Origin of the sequence: Sphingomonas sp. (assembly GCF_042095875.1) — a bacterium.
Taxonomy (GTDB): Bacteria; Pseudomonadota; Alphaproteobacteria; order Sphingomonadales; family Sphingomonadaceae; genus Sphingomonas.
Genome location: NZ_JBELMJ010000051.1, coordinates 1 through 17,873 on the forward strand (window position 1 = coordinate 1; position 17,873 = coordinate 17,873).

At 70.8% G+C, this 17,873-nt stretch carries 17 protein-coding genes; 12 read left to right on the forward strand and 5 right to left on the reverse strand.

The features are described from left to right. Positions 1-637 (reverse strand): cytochrome c oxidase subunit II transmembrane domain-containing protein (locus ACFDS6_RS14460; RefSeq protein ID WP_375272801.1); only part of this gene is annotated, 637 nt, incomplete at its 3' end. 234 nt (positions 638-871) lie between these two features. Here ACFDS6_RS14460 and pyrE point away from each other — a divergent pair. From pyrE to ACFDS6_RS14510, 10 genes are all read left to right on the forward strand, one after another. Continuing rightward, the gene (gene pyrE / locus ACFDS6_RS14465; protein ID WP_375272802.1) at positions 872-1,456 is read left to right on the forward strand and encodes an orotate phosphoribosyltransferase; all 585 of its coding nucleotides are present in this window, start codon (positions 872-874) and stop codon (positions 1,454-1,456) included. Positions 1,457-1,458: 2 nt separating this feature from the next. Beyond that, a complete protein-coding gene (locus ACFDS6_RS14470; RefSeq protein WP_375272803.1) occupies positions 1,459-2,187 on the forward strand; it encodes a pyridoxine 5'-phosphate synthase in 729 nt (242 codons plus the stop codon). 24 nt (positions 2,188-2,211) lie between these two features. Then, positions 2,212-2,616 carry a holo-ACP synthase gene (gene acpS / locus ACFDS6_RS14475; RefSeq protein WP_375272804.1) on the forward strand — a complete coding sequence of 135 codons (405 nt, stop codon included), beginning with the start codon at positions 2,212-2,214 and terminating at the stop codon, positions 2,614-2,616. Continuing rightward, positions 2,613-3,560, forward strand: coding sequence for a signal peptidase I (lepB, locus tag ACFDS6_RS14480; protein ID WP_375272805.1), 948 nt, complete (start codon positions 2,613-2,615; stop codon positions 3,558-3,560). Before acpS ends, lepB begins: the two co-directional genes overlap by 4 nt. Positions 3,561-3,628: 68 nt before the next feature. Further along, positions 3,629-4,651, forward strand: a complete 1,023-nt coding sequence (locus ACFDS6_RS14485) for an AI-2E family transporter (RefSeq protein WP_375272818.1) — start codon at positions 3,629-3,631, stop codon at positions 4,649-4,651. Then, positions 4,648-5,289 (forward strand): maleylacetoacetate isomerase, encoded by a 642-nt coding sequence (gene maiA, locus ACFDS6_RS14490; protein WP_375272806.1) that lies wholly within the window; start codon positions 4,648-4,650, stop codon positions 5,287-5,289. Before ACFDS6_RS14485 ends, maiA begins: the two co-directional genes overlap by 4 nt. 75 nt (positions 5,290-5,364) lie before the next feature. Further along, positions 5,365-6,333 (forward strand): hypothetical protein, encoded by a 969-nt coding sequence (locus ACFDS6_RS14495; protein WP_375272807.1) that lies wholly within the window; start codon positions 5,365-5,367, stop codon positions 6,331-6,333. Between the two features lie 5 nt (positions 6,334-6,338). Then, on the forward strand, positions 6,339-6,830 hold the full coding sequence (locus ACFDS6_RS14500; protein WP_375272808.1) for a DUF2141 domain-containing protein: 492 nt from the start codon (positions 6,339-6,341) through the stop codon (positions 6,828-6,830). Between the two features lie 5 nt (positions 6,831-6,835). After that, entirely contained in the window at positions 6,836-8,026 is a 1,191-nt protein-coding gene (locus ACFDS6_RS14505) for a glycosyltransferase (protein ID WP_375272809.1), read from the forward strand. Between the two features lie 72 nt (positions 8,027-8,098). After that, the gene (locus ACFDS6_RS14510; RefSeq protein ID WP_375272810.1) at positions 8,099-9,724 is read left to right on the forward strand and encodes an alkaline phosphatase D family protein; all 1,626 of its coding nucleotides are present in this window, start codon (positions 8,099-8,101) and stop codon (positions 9,722-9,724) included. Between the two features lie 89 nt (positions 9,725-9,813). On the opposite strand, the gene ACFDS6_RS14515 is transcribed toward ACFDS6_RS14510, so the two are convergent. From ACFDS6_RS14515 to crtY, 4 genes are read right to left on the reverse strand one after another with little or no spacing between them, the layout of a single operon-like run. Beyond that, positions 9,814-10,779 carry a phytoene/squalene synthase family protein gene (locus ACFDS6_RS14515; protein WP_375272811.1) on the reverse strand — a complete coding sequence of 322 codons (966 nt, stop codon included), beginning with the start codon at positions 10,777-10,779 and terminating at the stop codon, positions 9,814-9,816. Then, positions 10,776-11,357, reverse strand: coding sequence for a TIGR00730 family Rossman fold protein (locus ACFDS6_RS14520; protein WP_375272812.1), 582 nt, complete (start codon positions 11,355-11,357; stop codon positions 10,776-10,778). The genes ACFDS6_RS14515 and ACFDS6_RS14520 overlap by 4 nt, the downstream gene beginning before the upstream one ends. A 54-nt stretch (positions 11,358-11,411) precedes the next feature. Continuing rightward, positions 11,412-12,905, reverse strand: a complete 1,494-nt coding sequence (locus ACFDS6_RS14525; RefSeq protein ID WP_375272813.1) for a phytoene desaturase — start codon at positions 12,903-12,905, stop codon at positions 11,412-11,414. After that, positions 12,902-14,059 (reverse strand): lycopene beta-cyclase CrtY, encoded by a 1,158-nt coding sequence (crtY, locus tag ACFDS6_RS14530; RefSeq protein ID WP_375272815.1) that lies wholly within the window; start codon positions 14,057-14,059, stop codon positions 12,902-12,904. The genes ACFDS6_RS14525 and crtY overlap by 4 nt, the downstream gene beginning before the upstream one ends. A gap of 116 nt (positions 14,060-14,175) precedes the next feature. Between crtY and pheS the strand changes: the two genes are divergently transcribed. Together pheS and pheT are read left to right on the forward strand one after the other, a co-directional pair. Further along, entirely contained in the window at positions 14,176-15,327 is a 1,152-nt protein-coding gene (pheS, locus tag ACFDS6_RS14535) for a phenylalanine--tRNA ligase subunit alpha (RefSeq protein WP_375272816.1), read from the forward strand. Positions 15,328-15,382: 55 nt separating this feature from the next. Continuing rightward, complete coding sequence (gene pheT / locus ACFDS6_RS14540) at positions 15,383-17,806, forward strand: phenylalanine--tRNA ligase subunit beta (protein WP_375272817.1); 2,424 nt, start codon at positions 15,383-15,385, stop codon at positions 17,804-17,806. Positions 17,807-17,873: the final 67 nt, after the last annotated feature.

Consider the following 17,873-nt stretch of genomic DNA (forward strand, 5'->3'; position numbering starts at 1 on the left):
GGTAGCTCCAATACCATTGGTTGCCGATCGCCTTCAGCGTCACCGCGCCCGCGGGCGCGGGCTTGAACTGCGCCTGGAGCAGCCCGATCGAGGGCACCGCGATCGCGAGCAGGATCAGCACGGGGGCGAGCGTCCACACCACCTCGATGAAGGTGTTGTGGCTGGTCTTGGACGGGATCGGGTTACGCGCGGCGCGGAACCGCACGATCACCACCACCAGCAGCAGTAGCACGAAGATCGACACAACCGTGATCAGCGGGAACAGGATCTTGTCGTGAAACCAGTTGGCGCGCATGCCGTTCTTGGTCACCTGCGGCTGGATGCGCATCAGGCCGTCGGTCGGCTGCCCGATCTTCGGGTTGATCACCATCGCGGGGCCGCCGTCCTGGCTCAGGTCGATCGCGCCGGGCGCCTCGTCGGCCAGCCGGGCGGGCGTCGCGGCGTTGAGGTTGGGCGCGGCGGGATCGACCGCGTTGGCGGGCTCCAGCGCGGTCGGCACGCCGGGGGGCGTGGTCTTGATCTCGGGCGCGGACACCGGCGTCTGCGCGTGGGCGCCGCCCACGCCCCCGCCCGTTCCCAGGCCGAGGCCCGCGAGCGCGAGCCCGCCTGCCAAGATCATCGTCTTCAAGCGGTTCATCGTGCTTCCATCACCCCTGCGTCGTGGCACGGGAGTGCCCCCCCTGATACCGTTTGGGCATTGCCGCCCATTACGCCCGCCTATACGCGCGGCCTCCCCCTGTCTCAAGCCCGGTTCTCGAGCCCGGTCGACCCAGCGGCGCGGAGTTGCGCGAATTTCGCGAGGTCCCCGCGTTGCGTCGGCGCGACGGGGCTCGTATCTGCGCCGGTGAACGGGGCTTGGAGTGCGCGCGCGATGACCGAGGACGAGGTGCTGGCCGAGTTCCGCGCCGCCGACGCGCTGCTGGAAGGGCATTTCATCCTGTCGTCGGGCCTGCGCTCGCCGCGCTACCTGCAATGCGCGCGCGTGCTGATGGACCCGCGCCGCGCCGCGCGATTGTGCGAGTCACTGGCCGCGACGATCCCCGCCGACCTGCGCGACCGGATCGGCGCGGTGGTCGCGCCCGCGATGGGCGGGGTGATCGTCGGCTACGAGATGGCGCGCGCTTTGGGCGTGGAGGCGATGTTCGTGGAACGCCCGACCGGCACGTTCGAGCTGCGCCGCGGTTTCCGTCTGGAGCCGGGACAGCAGGTGCTGATGATGGAGGACGTCGTCACCACCGGGCTCTCGTCGCGCGAGGCGATCGCCGCGATCGAGGCGGCGGGCGGGCGCGTGGTCGCGGGCGCCGCGCTGGTCGACCGCTCCAACGGCGCCGCCGACATCGGCGTCCCCTTCTTCCCGCTGCTGCGGCTCGACGTGCCGAGCTACGCCGCCGACGCGCTGCCACCCGCGCTCGCCGCCATCCCGGCGATCAAGCCCGGCAGCCGGGCGGCGGCCTGACCATGCTCCAGCCGCTGCGCCTGGGCGTCAACATCGACCACGTCGCCACCGTGCGCAACGCGCGCGGCGGCGCGGTGCCCGATCCGGTGCGCGCCGCGCTGCTCGCGGCGTCGGCGGGCGCGGACGGGATCACCGCGCACCTGCGCGAGGATCGCCGCCACATCACCGACGACGACATCGCGCGCTTGGTCGAGGAACTGCGCGTGCCGCTGAATCTCGAAATGGCCGCGACCGAGGAGATGCTCAGCATCGCGCTGCGCCATCGCCCGCACGCCGCGTGCATCGTGCCGGAGAAGCGCGAGGAGCGAACCACCGAGGGCGGGCTCGACGCCGCCGGGCAGCATGACGTGCTGGCACCGATGGTCGGCGCCTTGCGCGACGCGAACGTGCGCGTGTCGCTGTTCATCGAGCCATCCGCCGAGCAGGTGTCCGCCGCGGTGTCGCTCGGCGCGCCGGTGGTCGAACTCCACACCGGCCGCTACGCCGAGAGCGAGGGCGAGGCGCGCACCGCCGAGCTGCGCCGCCTGACCGACGCCGCGGCGCTCGCCGCCAAGAACGGGCTGGAGGTCCACGCCGGCCACGGCCTCACCTTCGACAACGTCCAGCCGATCGCCGCCATCCCGCAGGTGGTCGAGCTCAACATCGGCCACTTCCTGATCGGCGAGGCGATCTTCGTCGGGCTGTACGACAGCGTCCGGCACATGAAGGCGGAAATGGCGGCGGCGCGGTGAGCGGGCTCGCGTGATCGTCGCGCCATGATCATCGGCCTGGGCTCCGATCTGTGCAGCATCGAGCGAATCCAGGCGTCGCTCGACCGCTTCGGCGATCGGTTCGAGCAGCGCGTGTTCACCGAGCTCGAGCGCGCCAAGGCGGCGCGCCGCCCCTTCACCCGCGCGGGCACCCTCGCCAAGCGCTTCGCCGCCAAGGAGGCATTCTCCAAGGCGGTCGGCACCGGGTTCAAGGCGGGCGTGTTCATGCGCGACATCGGCGTCGTCAACGCCCCCTCCGGCGCGCCGACGCTGGCGCTGACCGGCGGGGCCCGGGCGCGGCTCGACGCGATGGTTCCTGCGGGCTATGCGCCGCATATCCACCTGACCCTGACCGACGATCATCCCTGGGCGCAGGCCTTCGTGATCATCGAGGCGCTCCCGACCGGATGAACCCGCACGTGGCCGACGACCTGACGCTTTCCCGCAACGCTCCCCCGGCCGACACGCCGCGCGCACGCGACGGTTTCGACTGGTGGGGCGAGGCGAAGGGATTGTTCTGGCTCGTCCTGGCGGTGCTCGGCTTTCATTCCTTCATTGCCAAGCCGTTCTACATCCCCAGCGAGTCGATGCTGCCCGGCCTGATGGTCGGAGACCGGCTGGTGGTGTCGAAATGGGCCTATGGCTGGTCGTTCGTCTCGCCCACCATCCCCGATCCGGTCGCGATCGTGCGCGACGTGGTGCTCCACCAGCCGGTCGAGAGCTGGTCGGTGCAGCTGCCCTTCATCCCCGGCCGCGTCTGGGGCAGCCTGCCCGAGCGCGGCGACGTGGTGATCGTCACCCCGCCGGGCTCGTCTAGCGACTACATCAAGCGCGTGATCGGCCTGCCCGGCGACACGCTGGAGGTACGCGGCGGCGTCGTATTCCTGAACGGTGTCGCTATACCGCGCGGGGCGCTGCACTTCCGCGACCTGCCGGTCGACGCGAACGCGACCTGCGACCCGGCGCAATACCCGGGCGCGCGGCGTACCACCGCCGACGGGCGCAGCGTCTGCCACCTGCCGATCGTGACCGAGACGCTGCCCAACGGTCGCCGCTACGACACGGTCGATCTCCAGCCCGATTCGCCCGGCGACGATTACGGGCCCGTCCGCGTGCCGGAGGGGCGCGTGTTCCTGATGGGCGACAACCGCGACCGCTCGGCCGACAGCCGCTTCGCGCTCGGCGGGTTCGAGCGCGGGCTGGGCGGGCCGGTCCCGGTCGAGAATCTCGGCGGGCGGGCCGAGTTCGTCACCTTCTCGGTCGACGGCAGCGCGACGCTCAACCCGCTGACCTGGTGGTCGTCGCTGCGCGGCGGGCGCGCGGGCGCGTCGCTCCACCCGGAACGCACGCGGTGAGCGGCGCGCACGACGACCGCGTCGACGTGGTCTCGGGCGCGAGCCCGCACGAGGTACGCGACTCCGCGATGCGCGCCGAGTTGAAGCGCGCGGCGGTGTGGCTCGGCCTCGCCGGCGCGATCGCGCTCGTCGTGCTGCTGGTCCAGCCGCTGCTCGTCATCTTCGCCGGGCTGGTCTTCGCGGCGCTGCTCGACGGCGGGGTGCGGTTGCTCGGGCGCGTGCTGCCGATCGCGCGCGGGTGGCGGTTGCTGATCGTCTGCCTGCTGACGCTCGTCTTCATGGTCGGCACCTTTTATCTCGCCGGCGTCCAGATCACGCAGCAGGTGATGCAGCTGCGCTCCACCGTCGAAACGCAGGTCATCCGCGCATCGGGCTGGCTCTCGTCGCAGGGGCTGATGCCCGGCGCGTCGGACCTGAACGGCATCGTGCGCCAGGCGCTCGGCTCGGTCGGCAAGGTGACGGCCTGGGTCGGCACCGCATTCGGCGCGCTCACCACCATGTTCATGATCATGGTGATCGGGCTGTTCGTCGCGATCGACCCGCGCGTCTACGATCGCGGTTTCCAGTGGATGATCCCGGAGGACAGCCGCGGCGAGGTCGCGGTGACGATGCAGCGGATGGCGCGCACGCTGCGCCGCCTGCTCGCCGGACGACTGATCGGCATGGCGTTCGAGGGCGTGGTGATGGGCGTCGCGTTGTGGATCGCGGGCGTGCCGATGGCGCTGATCCTGGGCATCGTCACCGGGCTGCTCGCGTTCATCCCCAACGTCGGCGCATTCGTGTCGGGCGCGATGACGATCGCGGTCGGTTTCTCGGCGGGCGTGCACACGGGCGTGCTCGCGGTGCTGATCTACATCGCGATTCAGGTGATCGACGGCTATCTGGTGATCCCGATGGTGGCGAAGCGGGCGGTCGACCTGCCGCCCGCGCTGACGCTCGGCGCGCAGATCCTGGCGAGCGCGCTGTTCGGCATCATCGGCCTCGCGCTCGCCGATCCGATGACCGCGATGCTCAAGACCGCGATGGAGCGCCGGTCGGAGAAGGTCGGGGGCGACGCCGACTCCGACTCCGATCGGGGAGACACCGCGTGAGCGAGATCGTGCTGCACGATTACTGGCGCTCGTCCGCGGCGTATCGCGTGCGCATCTGCCTCAACCTGAAGGGGGTGCGCTACACCTCCGTGGCGGTGAACCTGCTGGAGGGTGCGCAGCGCGGGGAGGACAATCGCGCGATCAACCCGCAGGGGCTGGTGCCGACGCTGGTGGTCGACGGCCACGCGCTGACGCAGAGCCTCGCGATCGTCGACTGGCTCGAAGCGACCTTTCCCGAACCCGCGATGGTGTCCGCCGACCCGCTGGTGCGATCGGGCCAGCTCGCGCGCGCGCTGGTGATCGCGGCCGACATCCACCCGATCGACAATCTGCGCGTGCTGAAACGCCTGGAGCAGCAGTTCGGCGCCGATCAGCGCGCGCGCGACGACTGGTACCGCCACTGGGCGGTCGAGGGGCTGACCGCACTGGAGGCGATGGCGGCGGACACGCCCGCGGGGCCGTTCCTCGGCGGCGCGGCGCCCGACATCGCCGATTTGTGCCTCGTGCCGCAGCTCTACAACGCGCGTCGCTTCGACGTCGCCTTGGACGACATGCCGCGGCTGCGCGCCGCCGACGCCGCGATGGCGGCGCTGCCCGCGGTCGCCGCGGCGCATCCCGACCGCGTGCGGCCCGCCTGACCGGCTCCGTCAGCGGCAAGGATTCGACGCCGCCGTGACATCGTTCCGTTACACGACGCGCCTACCGGCGGCACGATGATGGTGGTGGGCGGAGGTTCGCCAGAGCAGGCAGGTACCGGCGCGGGCGAGCGCCGCGAACCCGCGCGCCTGCACGCGCTGGAGCCGATCCGCCGCCACGCACCGCGCTGGCCGCGCGTGCTCGCCACCGTGATGACCGGCGCGATGCTCGCCGGGATCGCGCACGAACTGTTCGACGACGGGCTGGCCGGGCTGACGCGCACGCTGCCGCGCGCGCCCGGCTTCTACCTGCTGTTCCTCCTGTCCTACTTCACCTTGCCCGCGGTCGATTTCCTTATCTTCCGCCGCTTGTGGCGCGTGCCCGCGGCGGCGTTCGGCGCCTTGAACCGCAAGCGCGTCGCCAACGACCTGCTGATCGGCGTCACCGGCGACCTGTATTTCTACGCCTGGGCACGGCAGCGCTTGAACATGGTCGCCGCTCCGTTCGGCGCGGTGAAGGACGTGACGCTGATGTCGGGCATGGCGGGCAACACCGCCGCGCTGCTGCTCGCCGCGGTCGCGCTGCCGCTCGGCCATCAGCTGATCGACCCCGACGTGCTTCGCGCGATGCTGTGGTCGCTCGCGCTGACAGGCGCGGTGGTGGGGCTGGTGCTGTTCCTGTCGCCGATCGTCTTCTCGCTGCCCGCGCGCGACCTGTGGTGGATCTACCGCTGGTCGCTCGCGCGCATCGCGGTCGGCAGCCTGTTGCTGGCACTCGCCTGGCATTTCGCGCTGCCGGACGTGTCGGTGCTGATGTGGGTGTTCCTGATGGCGGGGCGGCTGCTCGTGTCGCGGCTGCCGTTCCTCCCTAACAAGGAGGCATTGTTCGCCAACTTCGCCATTCTCGCGATCGGCCACGACCGTGCCTTGTCGGAGCTGATGGCGTTCACCGCCGCGTCAACCTTGCTGGCGCATATCGTGGTCACGGGCGTGTTCGGCGCGGGTCCGGTGTGGCAAAGGATCGAGGCATGGCGAAAACCTGGATAAGCGGCATGCTCCTCGCCACCGCCGCGTGCGGCGCGGGGCCGGCGGGCGCGCAGGTGCTGGGCGGCGACGCGGCGGCGTGCGCCGGCGGGCAGGGGCCGGCGATCCTCGCCACCGTCACCGGGCTGAAGGACGCGCGCGGCATGGTCAAGCTGGAGCTGTACCCCGCGAACGAGGCCGACTTCCTTCAGGACGACAAGAAACTGCTCGCCGCGAACAAGGTGTTCCGCCGCGTCACGGTCGCGGCACCCGGACCCGGCACCGCGCGGCTGTGCATCCGCGCGCCGCGCCCCGGCCGCTATGCCCTGTTCTTCGGCCACGACCGCGACGGGCGGCGCAAGTTCGACTTCTGGGTCGACGGCGCGGGCTTCCCCGGCAACCGCAAGATTGGCCGTTCGCGCCCCCGCCTCGCCGACGCGCTGATCGACGTCGGCCCGGGCGTCACCGCCACCACCATCCGCGTGCAGTACCTGCGCGGGCTCGGCGGCTTCGGGTTCTGACGCGCGTGCGCATCGTCGAGGTCAACGAGCTCTATTCCCCGACCGGCGGCGGCGTCAGGACCTACGTCGATGCCAAGATGGCGATCCTGGCCGAAACCGGCCACGAGTTGATCGTGATCGCGCCGGGCCGCCGCGACCAGGTGATCGAGCGCGCGGGCGGCGGGCGCGTCATCTTCGTCAGCTCGCCCGGCATCCCGTTCGATCGCAACTACGGCCTGTTCCGCGACGCCGCGCCGATCCACGCGCTGCTCGACCAATTGAGCCCCGACGTGGTGGAGAATTGCTCGCCGTGGCGCTCGGCCGGAATCGTCGCCGACTGGCCGGGACCCGCGCTGAAATCCTGGTTCCTTCACAACGACAATCTCGACGCTTATCCCAAGCGCTGGTTCGGCCGGGTCGCGTCGCCTGAGCGGATCGAGCGCGCGTTCGACTGGTACAACCGCTTTCTCGACCGCTCGTTCGCGCGCTACGACGCGGTGATCGCCAACGGCCCGGTGCTGTTCGACCGCTACCGCGCGCGCGGCGTCCGCGTCGACGCCGTCATCCCGCTCGGCATCGAGCGGCAGCGCTTCTCGCCCGACCTGCGCGACGAGCGGCTGCGCGCCTCGATGCTCGCGGCCTGCGGTTTGCCCGAGCACGCGCACCTGCTGCTCGCGATCGGGCGCCATCATCCGGAGAAGATGTGGCCGACCGTGATCGACGCGGTGCAATGCGCCGGCGCGCGGATGCCCGTCGGCATGATGATGCTGGGGCAGGGGCCCGACACCGCGGCGCTCGAGCGTCACATCGCGCGCAGCCCGCACATCCAGCTCTACCGCCCGGTGTATGACCGCCGCCAGCTCGCGACCTTCATGGCGAGCGCCGACGCGCTGATCCACGGCAACGCGACCGAGACGTTCGGGCTGGTCGCCTCGGAGGCGCTGGCGAGCGGCATGCCGCTGATCGTGCCCGACGCGGGCGGCGCGCACGCGATCGCGCGCCCGACCTTCGCCGAGATCTACCGCAGCGGCGACGCGCGCGACGCGGCCGCCGCGATCGAGCGCCTGTTCGCCCGCGATCCCCTGCTGCTGCGCCGTGCCGCGCGCGTGGCGGCCGCACAAGTCCGCTCGGACGCGCAGCACGCCGCCGACCTGGTCGCCTTCTACGCCGAACGCATCGCCGCGCGGCACGCCGGGCCGACGCGGCGATCGGCGTAGCCCGCCGCTGTCACGATAGCATCACGGACCTCCGGCAAGGGTGCGGGATACTCGCGGGAAGGGACGCACACGTTGACGCTCACCACCACCAGGCGCGCGCTGATCGCCACCGGCACGCTGGGCCTCGGCGCACTGTCGATCCCCGGCTTGGCCCAGGTCGTGCCGACCCTGGGCGCGACCGGCTTCACCCACTCGGTCGCGAGCGGGGAGCCGGGGCAGGATTCGATGCTGCTGTGGACGCGCTACGTGCCCCTGCGCGGCGACTCAGCGAAGCTGGTGGTGGAATTGAGCGAAACGCCCGATTTCGCGCGCGTCGCCGCGACGGGTGCGGAGATCACGGGTCCGTGGCGCGACTGGACGACCAAGATCACCGTCTGGGGGCTGAAACCCGGCACGCGCTACCATTACCGCTTCGTCGCGCCCGACGGCACGCGCTCGCCCACCGGCATCACCAAGACGCTGCCGCAAGGCGCGGCGCGCTCGTTCAAGGCGGCGATCTTCTCCTGCTCCAACATGGGATACGGGTGGTTTAACGCCTACGCGCACGCCGCCGCGCGTGACGACCTCGACCTCGCGGTCCATCTCGGCGATTATTTCTACGAATATTCGCCCGGCACCTATCCGTCCGCGAACGTCGCGGTGCCCGGCCGCGTGCCGCAGCCGACCGGCGAGACGATCCACCTCGCCGACTATCGCCTGCGCTACGCCAGCTACCGCGCCGACCCCGACCTCCAGGCACTCCACGCGCGCGTGCCGTGGATCGTGCAATGGGACGATCATGAGAGCGCGAACGATTCGTGGGAAGGCGGCGCGCAGAACCACAATCCGGCCACCGAGGGCGATTGGAACGCGCGCCGCGCCGCCTCGGTCCAGGCGTATCGCGAGTGGATGCCCGTCTCCGACGAGCCGTGGAAGGCGTACGAGATCGGCCAGCTCGCGACCCTGTGGCGCACCGAGACGCGGCTGTTCGCGCGCACGCGCCAGACCGAGATCGCCGAGCTGCTCAAGGCGCCCGACCCCGCCGCGGCGATGCGCGCGTTCCGCGACGGCGCGTGGAGCGACCCCGCGGTGACGATGATGGGCAGCAGCCAGGAATCGTGGCTTTTCCACGACCTCAAGCGATCGGTGAAGGCGCGGCAGCGCTGGCAGGTGGTCGGCTTCGGCACGATCATGGGCAATCTGTCGACGCCGAAGGCGGCGGGCGACTGGCTGGCGGGGTCGAGCCCGCGCGCGCAGGGCTATATAAAGGCCGGGATCATGGCGGCGCAGAACGGGCTGCCGTCGAACCTCGATTCGTGGGGCGGTTACCCCGCGGCGCGGCGACGCTTCCTGCAGGCGGCGCAGGCGGCCGACGCGGAACTGGTGGTGATCTGCGGCGACAGCCACAACGCCTGGGCGTTCGACCTCGCGCAGGACGGCGCGGCGGGCGTCGAGTTCGCCGGCCACGCGGTCAGCTCGCCCGGCTACGAGAGCGCGCTGACGCAGGACCCCGCGCTCGTCGCGCGCACGCTGGTCGCGGCCAACCCCGAGCTCAAATGGTGCGACACCGCGCGGCGCGGCTACATGGCGATGACGATCACGCCCGAGCGGGTCAGCAACGACTGGCTGTTCGTCGACACGATCCGCCAGCGCAACCCCGCCGCCAGCATCGGCCACACCGCCACCGTCACGCGCGGGCGGCGGCGCATGGCCGCGTAGAGCCCCCGTCATCCCGGGCTTGACCCGGGATCCCGCTTCTTCGTCGCTGGAAGATAGCGGGATTCCGAATCAAGTTCGGGCTGACGACCCTAATTTCGCGGCCGCGTCCACAATTCCGCCGGCCGCGGCGTGTCGGCGATGCCCATCCGCCCGCGTGCCCCGAGCCAGCTGCGCGCGATCCAGCGGAGCTTCTCCCACTTGCTCGTCGTCACGCGGTGGTCCCACGCCGCGCCCCCGCGCTCAGCCACCTTGCGCGCGATGTCGCCGTAGATGCCCGCGGCGGCCAGCACCGCCCAGGCCGACCGCCGGGACAGCGCCTTGGTCCCCACCCGCGCGCTCGCCTCGTGCAGCTCCGCGCGCGTCGCCAGCCGGCGCGCGAGCACCGCCAGCCGGTCGCGAAACGGCGGCTTCATGTGCTGCCCCGGCGGCATGTCCATCTCGACCAACCACTCGACCGGCAGGTAGCAGCGCCCGGCGCGGTCATCCTCCTCCACGTCGCGCGCGATGTTGGCAAGCTGGAACGCCAGCCCCAGGTCGCACGCGCGGTCGAGCGTTGCCTCGTCGTCGGGCGACACTCCCATGACCAGCGCCATCATGCACCCGACCGCGCCCGCGACGTGGTAGCAGTAACGGTACAGGTCCCCCTCGCTGCGCGGCCGCCATTCCTCCGCGTCGAGCTGGAACCCGTCGATCAGGTCGTGCGCGAGTTGGCGCGGCAGCCCGACCTCGGCCGCGACGATGCGCAGCGCGTCGAACGCCGGATCGCCCACTACCTCGCCGTCGAGCGCCAGGTCGGTCAGCCGCCGCACCTCGGTGACGCGCGCCTCCGCGTCCGCGACGCGGCGCATGCCGTGGCCGTGGTCCTGCCCGTCGACGATGTCGTCGCACCTGCGGCACCAAGCGTAGAGCAGCCACGCGCGCTCGCGCGTTTCGCGGTCGAACAGCTTCGATGCCGCGCCGAAGCTCTTCGACCCGCGCGCGATCGACTCCTCCGCCGCTGCGACGATCGCGTCGCGCGACGGCAGCGCCGCGTGTGGCGGAGCTTGTGCGCTCAAAGGTCCTCCGCCGCCATGCGCACGATCGGCTGCGTCGGGCGGTGATCCGCCATTCGGTCCAGCAGCGCGTCGAACGTGTCGGCGACGATCAACAGGTCGCGGTGCTGCGCGCGCAGGAAGCCGACCTCGCCCATCTTCTCCCAGAAGGCGATCAAATGGTCGTAGTAACCGCCCGCGTTCAACAACCCGACCGGATCGGCGTGGTAGCCGAGCTGCGCCCAGCTGAGCGCCTCCCACAATTCGTCCATCGTGCCGGTGCCGCCGGGCAAGGTCACGAACCCGTCCGACAGGTCGGTGAACGCGCGCTTGCGCTCGTGCATGCCGGTGACGACGTGCAATTCGGTCAGCCCGCGGTGCGCGACCTCCGCGTCGACCAGCGCCTGCGGGATGATGCCGATCACCTCGCCGCCCGCCGCCAGCGCCCCGTCGGCGACCGCGCCCATCAACCCCAGCCGCCCGCCGCCGTAGACGACGCCGATCTCGCGCCTCGCGAGGCCCTCACCCACGGCACGCGCGAGGTCGATGTAGGAGTGGTCGGCGGGGGTGGCGGAGCCACAATAGACGGCGAGACGCTTCATGCCCGTCCCGCTAGGCGAAGCGGCACACGTCGACAACCGTGCGCCGCGCCTCGCTTACGCCGCGACCGGCGTGCGGAACCCTTCCAGCATCAGCGCCGCGGTCGCCTTGGCGCTGCCGACCACGCCGGGGATGCCCGCGCCCGGATGCGTGCCCGCGCCGGTGAAGAACAGGTTCTGAATCGCGTCGTCGCGGTTGTGTACGCGGAAATAGGCGCTCTGCGTCAGGATCGGCTCCAGCGAGAAGGCGCTGCCCAGGTGCGCGTTCAAATCGTGCTGGAAATCGGTCGGCGCGTAGCTGAACTTGGTGACGATCCGCGAGTGGATGTCGGGGATCAGCCGGCGCCCGACCTCGTCCAGAATGCGCTTCTCCAGGATCGGCTTCACCGTCTCCCAATCGCCCGTGAACTTGCCCATGTGCGGCACCGGTGCCAGCGCGTAGAAAGTCGAGTGACCCTCGGGCGCGAGACTCGGGTCGGTGACGGTCGGGTGGTGGAGATAGAGCGCGAAATCCTCGCTCAGCACGCCGTGATCGTAGATGTCCTCGAGCAGTTCCTTGTAGCGCGAGCCGAACAGGATCATGTGGTGCGGGATGCCCGGCCACGTCCCCGTCACGCCGAAGTGCACGACGAACAGCGACGGCGAGTAGCGCTTGCGCTCCAGCTTGTCCGCGGTCCGCCTAGCCGCACCCGAATCGGGCAGCAGGTCACGGTAGACGTGCATGATGTCCGCGTTGGCGGCGATCTGATCGACCTCCTGCCGGTACCCGCCTGCGGTCTCCACCGCGGTGACGCGGTCGCCCAGCGTCTCGATCTTGCTCACCGGATCGTTCAGCCGCAGCGTCCCGCCCAGCCGCTCGAACAGCGCGACCATTCCCGCGATCAGCCGGTTGGTCCCCCCGGCTGCGAACCACACCCCGCCGTCGCGCTCCAGCTTGTGGATCAACGCGTAGATCGCGCTGGTCGTCATCGGGTTGCCGCCGACCAGCAACGTGTGGAAGCTGAGCGCCTGGCGCAGCTTCTCGCTTTCCACGAACTTCGACACGATCGAGTAGACCGAGCGCCACGCCTGGTACTTGGCGAGCGCGGGCGCCGCCTTCACCATCGACGCGAAGTCGAGGAATGCGACGTGGCCCAGCTTTTCGTACCCCTCGCGGTACACGCCGGCCGAGTAATCGAGGAAGCGGCCGTAGCCCGCGACGTCGGCCGGGTTCAGCTTCGCGATCTCGGCGCGCAGCACCTCGTCGTCGTTGGTGTAATCGAAACTGGTGCTGTCGGGCCAGTGAAGCCGGTAGAAGGGCTGCACCGCTTCCAACACCACGTCGTCGGCCATGCGGTTGCCCGACAGGTCCCACAATTCCTCCAGGCACGCCGGATCGGTGATGACCGTGGGACCTGCGTCGAAGGTGAAGCCGTCGCGCTCCCAAAAATAGGCCCGCCCGCCCGGCTTGTCGCGCGACTCGAGGATCGTCGTCTCGACCCCGGCGGACTGGAGCCGGATCGCGAGCGCTAGTCCGCCGAAGCCTGCGCCGATCACCACTGCACGCGTCATGATGCATCCTTCAAAGCATGGATCGCGCGCCCGATCGGCACCGGCGGTTTGCCGGCAAGCACGCGCATCTTGTCGAGCGTCGTCGAACGGGCGGCGTAGAAACGCGACACCAATCCGGGACGTAAGGTATAGAAACGCTCCAGCACGCGGTAACGCTCCGCCGGATCGGCCGCCCTGAACAGCATCAGGTCGAGCATGCGGTAGAATTTGCGCGCGCGCCACGCCCGCGCGGCATGCGCGTGGGTCAGCTCGTGGAGTGCGGCACCCGACAGGTCGTCCGCCCCCGCGATCAGATGCGCGAACCTGACCGCGTCGGGCAGCGAGTAACCCGTGGTCGGGTGGAACAGCCCCGCGCGCGCGCCCGCCTTCGCGACCTTGCCGGTCGAGCGCCAGTAGGCCTCGAAATCGCCGCCCAGCACCACGGGCAGCACGCCGTGCTCCTCGCGCAGCGGATTGCCGACCGTCCACCCCGTCGCGCGTGCGTAGTCGCCGATCCGATCGCGAATAACCGCGCGGTCGAGATCGGGCGTGTCGCTGTAGTAGGTGTCCTCGACCAGCAACGTGTCGGCGGAGAAGGGCAGCAGGTAGACGAAGCGATAGCCGTCGAGCTGCTCGACAGTGGCGTCCATCACCACCGGCCGCGCGACGCCGTGGCCTGCGGATACGCTCAACTCCTGCCCGACGAACTTCTGCCAGCCGCACTCCAGCGTCGACAGGTCGCCCGGCCCGCGCGCGTCGATTACACCGCGCGCCTCCACCCGGTCGCCGTCCGCCAGCACCACCGCGGTCGCGCTGCACGCCAGCACCTTTCGCCCCGTCATCAGCGCCATGGCGGGCAGCGTCGCGCGCACGTGCGCGTCCAACCGCTCGGACCGGACGGTGTAATAGGCCTGATCGAGCGTGCGCGCGTGCGCGGGAAAACGCACGTCATAGTCGGGCCAGGCGTGCGCGACGAGCGGCGCGATCAGCGGGCGGTGTGCCTTCACCACGTCGGCGCCGAAGAACGACCACAGGTGATGCCCGCCGAACGCTTCCCCGCCCTCGATCACGCGCACGTCGATGTCGGGCCGCGCCGCGTGGAGCGCGAGCGCGATGAGCGAGCCCGCGAGCCCGCCGCCGACGATCGCGACATCACATAGGATGGTGGAGGGCATCGCCGTTCCACCTAGCCGATCGGGGCACCAGCGGGAAGGTCCGGCGCGGCATTGTTGGGGCGGGCAGACGCCTGCGGGGCTTGATTTCCGCGCCATCCTCGCGGACGGCTGCGCCCATGACCGATATCGAAGAGTTGCGCGCGCATTACCTCGTCGCGATCGACGCCTGCGCCGGGCTGGACGCGCTGGAGACGGTGCGGGTCGAGGCGCTCGGCAAGCAGGGGCGCGTCACCGCGCTGCTCAAGACGATGGGCGCGCTGACGCCGGAGGAGCGGCAGGTGCAGGGCCCCGCGATCCACGGCCTGCGCGAGGCGGTGACCGCGGCGCTGGCAACCCGCCGCACGACGCTGGAGCAGGTCGCGCTGGAGGCGAAGCTCGCCGCCGAGCGCGTCGACGTGACGCTGCCGGTCGACGCGGCGCCGACGGGCAGCGTCCATCCGGTGTCTCAGGTGATGGACGAACTCGCCGAGATCTTCGCCGACCTCGGCTTCGCGGTCGCGACGGGTCCGGAGATCGAGGACGACTGGCACAATTTCGGCGCGCTCAACATCCCCGACACACATCCCGCCAGGGCGATGCAGGATACCTTTTATCTGAAGCCTCAGAGTCCTGATGCGATCGATGCCATGTTCCACGATGCCGGTGCTGATGCAGCGGCCCCCTTCGTCCTGCGCACGCATACGTCCCCCGTGCAGATCCGCACCATGATGCAGCAGCCGCCGCCGCTGCGCATCATCGCGCCCGGCCGCGTCTACCGCTCCGACTGGGACGCGACGCACACGCCGATGTTCCACCAGATCGAGGGGCTGGTGATCGACCGCGGCATCACGCTGGGCCACCTCAAATGGACGCTGGAGACGTTCCTGCGCGCCTTCTTCGAGCGCGACGACGTCGTGCTGCGCCTGCGCCCGAGCTATTTTCCCTTCACCGAACCCTCGGCCGAGGTCGACGTTGGCTTCACGATGGAGAAGGGCAAGCGCGTGATCGGCGGCGACCCGAACGGCCCGGGCGGCGGCTGGATGGAGGTGCTGGGCTCGGGCATGGTCCACCCCAAGGTAATCGCGGCGTGCGGGCTCGATCCCGCCGAGTGGCAAGGCTTCGCCTTCGGCTGCGGGATCGACCGGCTCGCCATGCTCAAATACGGCATCGACGACCTGCGCCCGGTGTTCGAGGGCGACCTGCGCTGGTTGAAGCATTACGGCTTCGCCGCGCTCGACGTGCCGACCCTTTCCGCGGGCGTTGGGTCGGGCGGCGTCGGCGCGGCGTGAGGCTCACGCTCCTTTTCTCGGCCCGCGCACCCGCGGGATCACGGAAGTTCTCCACATGAAGTTCACGCTCTCCTGGCTCAAGGATCACCTCGACACCGATGCGTCGCTCGTCGACATCCTGACCGCGCTGACCCGCGTCGGGCTGGAGGTCGAGGGTGTCGATAACCCGGCCGAGCGGCTGTCGGGCTTCCGCGTCGCGCGCGTCCTCACCGCCGAGCGCCACCCGCAGGCGGACAAGCTCCAGGTGCTGTCGGTCGACGCCGGAAAGGGCCCGCTCCAGGTCGTCTGCGGCGCACCCAACGCGCGCGCCGGGCTCGTCGGCGTGTTCGGCCTGCCCGGCGCGACCGTGCCTTCGAACGGCATGGTGCTGCGCGTCGCCGCGATCCGTGGGGTCGAATCGAACGGCATGATGTGCTCGACGCGCGAACTCGAACTCGGCGAGGATCACGACGGGATCATCGAACTGCCCGGCGACGCGCCCGTCGGCAGCGACTTCGCCGCCTACGCCCGGCTCGACGATCCGGTGATCGACGTCTCCGTCACCCCCAACCGCCCCGATTGCATGGGCGTGCGCGGCATCGCGCGCGACCTCGCCGCCGCCGGGCTCGGCAGCTTGAAGCTGCTCGATACGGCCGCGGTCGCGGGCCAGGGCGCCGGGCCCGACGTGCGCATCGAGGACGCGGCAGGCTGCCGCGCCTTTTACGCGCAATCGGTCACCGGCGTCGCGAACGGCGAGTCGCCCGAGTGGCTCCGCCGGCGCCTGACCGCGATCGGGCAGAAGCCGATCAGCGCGCTGGTCGACGTCACCAACTACGTGATGATCGACCTCGGCCGCCCGCTGCACGTCTACGACCGCGCCAAGCTCAGCGGCGCGCTGGTCGCGCGCGCGGCCAAGGATAACGAGGAGGTGCTCGCGCTCAACGGCCGCGCCTATGCGCTGCGCGCCGGCATGACGGTGATCGCCGACGACGCCGCGGTCCACGACATCGGCGGCGTGATGGGCGGCGAGCATTCGGGTGTCACCGCTGACACGAGCGACGTGCTGATCGAGTGCGCTTACTTTGACCCCGACGCGATCGCGCGCACCGGACAGGCGCTGCAGCTGAGCAGCGACGCGCGCACCCGGTTCGAGCGCGGCGTCGATCCCGCCTTCCTCGACGACGGGCTCGCGATCGCCACCCGCCTGGTGGTCGAGCTGTGCGGCGGCAGCCCAAGCGAAGTGACGCGCGTCGGCCAGCCGCCGCTGGAGCCGCGCCGCTACGCCTACGATCCCGATCGCGCCGAGACGCTCGGCGGCCTCGCGGTCGCGCCCGACCGCCAGCGCGAAATCCTGACGTCGCTCGGCTTCACGGTTGGCGACGACTGGCAGGTCACCGTGCCGACGTGGCGGCCCGACATCGACGGCAGCGCCGATCTGGTCGAGGAGGTGATCCGCATCGAGGGGATCGACAACGTTCCCTCGGTCGCCTTGCCGCGCCCCGCCGGCATTGCGACGCCGACCGCCACCCCGGCGCAGAAGCTGGAGCGCCGCGTCCGCCGCGCCGCCGCCGCGCGCGGGCTCGACGAGGCGGTGACGTGGAGCTTCGTCTCCGAACCCGCTGCCGCGGCGTTCGGCGGCGGCGCCTGGACGCTCGCCAACCCGATCAGCGAGGAGCTCAAGGTCATGCGCCCGTCGCTGCTCCCCGGCCTGCTCTCCGCCGCCGAGCGCAACCTGAAGCGCGGCGCGGAGGACGTGCGATTGTTCGAGCTCGGCCGCCGCTACCTTCCCAAGGACGACAAAGCCGGCAAGGACGGCGCGGCGGACGAGCGCGCGACGCTCGGCCTCGTCCTCGCGGGCAACGCGCGCGCGCGCGGCTGGCGGACCGGCAAGGCGGCAGCGTTCGACGCCTTCGATGCCAAGGCGGAGGCGATTGCACTGCTCGCCGCCGCGGGCGCCCCGGTCGACAACCTCCAGGTGATGACCGCCGACGGCATCTGGTCGGGCGAGGCGTGGCATCCCGGCCAGTCGGGCACGCTCAGGCTCGGGCCGAAGACGTTGCTCGCCGCCTTCGGCATGCTCCACCCGCGCACGTTGAAGGCGTTCGACCTGTCCGGCCCGGTCGCGGCGGTCGAACTGTACCTAGACGCGATCCCGGCGAAGCGCGGCGCGAGCGCTGGAAAGGGGGCGGGGTTCATGCGCGCGCCCTACGCGCCGCCCGCGCTCCAGCCGGTCCGCCGCGACTTCGCGTTCGTCGTGCCCGAAGGCGTCAGCGCCGACGCGCTGACCCGCGCAGTAAGGGGCGCGGACAAGGCGGCGATCGTCTCCGCGCGCGTGTTCGACGTGTTCACCGGCGCGGGCGTCGAGCCCGGCACCAAGTCGGTCGCGCTCGAAATCGTGCTTCAGCCCGACGAGAAGAGCTTCACCGACGCCGATCTGAAGGCGATCAGCGACAAGGTCGTCACCGCCGCCGCGAAGCAGGGCGCGACGCTCCGGGGATGATGCGATCGGCCGTGACGCGCCCGCGTCACGGCGACGCTGTCCTACAACCCACCGCTACGCTACGCCG